This window comes from Shigella sp. FC1567 (assembly GCF_001743015.1).
Taxonomy (GTDB): domain Bacteria; phylum Pseudomonadota; class Gammaproteobacteria; order Enterobacterales; family Enterobacteriaceae; genus Escherichia; species Escherichia coli.
Window position 1 is genome coordinate 1 of record NZ_MIIV01000192.1, and the last position, 3,245, is coordinate 3,245.

Annotated in this window: 2 rRNA genes; both read right to left on the reverse strand. The window is 52.6% G+C overall.

Annotated features, from left to right (window positions below):
* Positions 1-8: 8 nt before the first annotated feature.
* Positions 9-124 (reverse strand): 5S ribosomal RNA (rrf, locus tag BHE85_RS12570).
* 95 nt (positions 125-219) lie between these two features.
* Positions 220-3,123 (reverse strand): 23S ribosomal RNA (locus tag BHE85_RS12575).
* Positions 3,124-3,245 lie beyond the last annotated feature (122 nt).

Below are 3,245 nucleotides of genomic sequence, written 5' to 3' on the forward strand. Positions count from 1 at the left end.
AATTTGATGCCTGGCAGTTCCCTACTCTCGCATGGGGAGACCCCACACTACCATCGGCGCTACGGCGTTTCACTTCTGAGTTCGGCATGGGGTCAGGTGGGACCACCGCGCTACGGCCGCCAGGCAAATTCTGTTTTATCAGACCGCTTCTGCGTTCTGATTTAATCTGTATCAGGCTGAAAATCTTTCTCTCATCCGCCAAAACACCTTCGGCGTTGTAAGGTTAAGCCTCACGGTTCATTAGTACCGGTTAGCTCAACGCATCGCTGCGCTTACACACCCGGCCTATCAACGTCGTCGTCTTCAACGTTCCTTCAGGACTCTCAAGGAGTCAGGGAGAACTCATCTCGGGGCAAGTTTCGTGCTTAGATGCTTTCAGCACTTATCTCTTCCGCATTTAGCTACCGGGCAGTGCCATTGGCATGACAACCCGAACACCAGTGATGCGTCCACTCCGGTCCTCTCGTACTAGGAGCAGCCCCCCTCAGTTCTCCAGCGCCCACGGCAGATAGGGACCGAACTGTCTCACGACGTTCTAAACCCAGCTCGCGTACCACTTTAAATGGCGAACAGCCATACCCTTGGGACCTACTTCAGCCCCAGGATGTGATGAGCCGACATCGAGGTGCCAAACACCGCCGTCGATATGAACTCTTGGGCGGTATCAGCCTGTTATCCCCGGAGTACCTTTTATCCGTTGAGCGATGGCCCTTCCATTCAGAACCACCGGATCACTATGACCTGCTTTCGCACCTGCTCGCGCCGTCACGCTCGCAGTCAAGCTGGCTTATGCCATTGCACTAACCTCCTGATGTCCGACCAGGATTAGCCAACCTTCGTGCTCCTCCGTTACTCTTTAGGAGGAGACCGCCCCAGTCAAACTACCCACCAGACACTGTCCGCAACCCGGATTACGGGTCAACGTTAGAACATCAAACATTAAAGGGTGGTATTTCAAGGTCGGCTCCATGCAGACTGGCGTCCACACTTCAAAGCCTCCCACCTATCCTACACATCAAGGCTCAATGTTCAGTGTCAAGCTATAGTAAAGGTTCACGGGGTCTTTCCGTCTTGCCGCGGGTACACTGCATCTTCACAGCGAGTTCAATTTCACTGAGTCTCGGGTGGAGACAGCCTGGCCATCATTACGCCATTCGTGCAGGTCGGAACTTACCCGACAAGGAATTTCGCTACCTTAGGACCGTTATAGTTACGGCCGCCGTTTACCGGGGCTTCGATCAAGAGCTTCGCTTGCGCTGACCCCATCAATTAACCTTCCGGCACCGGGCAGGCGTCACACCGTATACGTCCACTTTCGTGTTTGCACAGTGCTGTGTTTTTAATAAACAGTTGCAGCCAGCTGGTATCTTCGACTGATTTCAGCTCCATCCGCGAGGGACTTCACCTACATATCAGCGTGCCTTCTCCCGAAGTTACGGCACCATTTTGCCTAGTTCCTTCACCCGAGTTCTCTCAAGCGCCTTGGTATTCTCTACCTGACCACCTGTGTCGGTTTGGGGTACGATTTGATGTTACCTGATGCTTAGAGGCTTTTCCTGGAAGCAGGGCATTTGTTGCTTCAGCACCGTAGTGCCTCGTCATCACGCCTCAGCCTTAGTTTTCCGGATTTGCCTGGAAAACCAGCCTACACGCTTAAACCGGGACAACCGTCGCCCGGCCAACATAGCCTTCTCCGTCCCCCCTTCGCAGTAACACCAAGTACAGGAATATTAACCTGTTTCCCATCGACTACGCCTTTCGGCCTCGCCTTAGGGGTCGACTCACCCTGCCCCGATTAACGTTGGACAGGAACCCTTGGTCTTCCGGCGAGCGGGCTTTTCACCCGCTTTATCGTTACTTATGTCAGCATTCGCACTTCTGATACCTCCAGCATACCTCACAGCACACCTTCACAGGCTTACAGAACGCTCCCCTACCCAACAACGCATCAGCGTCGCTGCCGCAGCTTCGGTGCATGGTTTAGCCCCGTTACATCTTCCGCGCAGGCCGACTCGACCAGTGAGCTATTACGCTTTCTTTAAATGATGGCTGCTTCTAAGCCAACATCCTGGCTGTCTGGGCCTTCCCACATCGTTTCCCACTTAACCATGACTTTGGGACCTTAGCTGGCGGTCTGGGTTGTTTCCCTCTTCACGACGGACGTTAGCACCCGCCGTGTGTCTCCCGTGATAACATTCTCCGGTATTCGCAGTTTGCATCGGGTTGGTAAGTCGGGATGACCCCCTTGCCGAAACAGTGCTCTACCCCCGGAGATGAATTCACGAGGCGCTACCTAAATAGCTTTCGGGGAGAACCAGCTATCTCCCGGTTTGATTGGCCTTTCACCCCCAGCCACAAGTCATCCGCTAATTTTTCAACATTAGTCGGTTCGGTCCTCCAGTTAGTGTTACCCAACCTTCAACCTGCCCATGGCTAGATCACCGGGTTTCGGGTCTATACCCTGCAACTTAACGCCCAGTTAAGACTCGGTTTCCCTTCGGCTCCCCTATTCGGTTAACCTTGCTACAGAATATAAGTCGCTGACCCATTATACAAAAGGTACGCAGTCACACGCCTAAGCGTGCTCCCACTGCTTGTACGTACACGGTTTCAGGTTCTTTTTCACTCCCCTCGCCGGGGTTCTTTTCGCCTTTCCCTCACGGTACTGGTTCACTATCGGTCAGTCAGGAGTATTTAGCCTTGGAGGATGGTCCCCCCATATTCAGACAGGATACCACGTGTCCCGCCCTACTCATCGAGCTCACAATATGTGCATTTTTGTGTACGGGGCTGTCACCCTGTATCGCACGCCTTTCCAGACGCTTCCACTAACACACACACTGATTCAGGCTCTGGGCTGCTCCCCGTTCGCTCGCCGCTACTGGGGGAATCTCGGTTGATTTCTTTTCCTCGGGGTACTTAGATGTTTCAGTTCCCCCGGTTCGCCTCATTAACCTATGGATTCAGTTAATGATAGTGTGACGAATCACACTGGGTTTCCCCATTCGGAAATCGCCGGTTATAATGGTTCATATCACCTTACCGACGCTTATCGCAGATTAGCACGTCCTTCATCGCCTCTGACTGCCAGGGCATCCACCGTGTACGCTTAGTCGCTTAACCTCACAACCCGAAGATGTTTCTTACGATTCATCATCGTGTTGCGAAAATTTGAGAGACTCACGAACAACTTTCGTTGTTCAGTGTTTCAATTTTCAGCTTGATCCAGATTTTTAAAGAGCAAA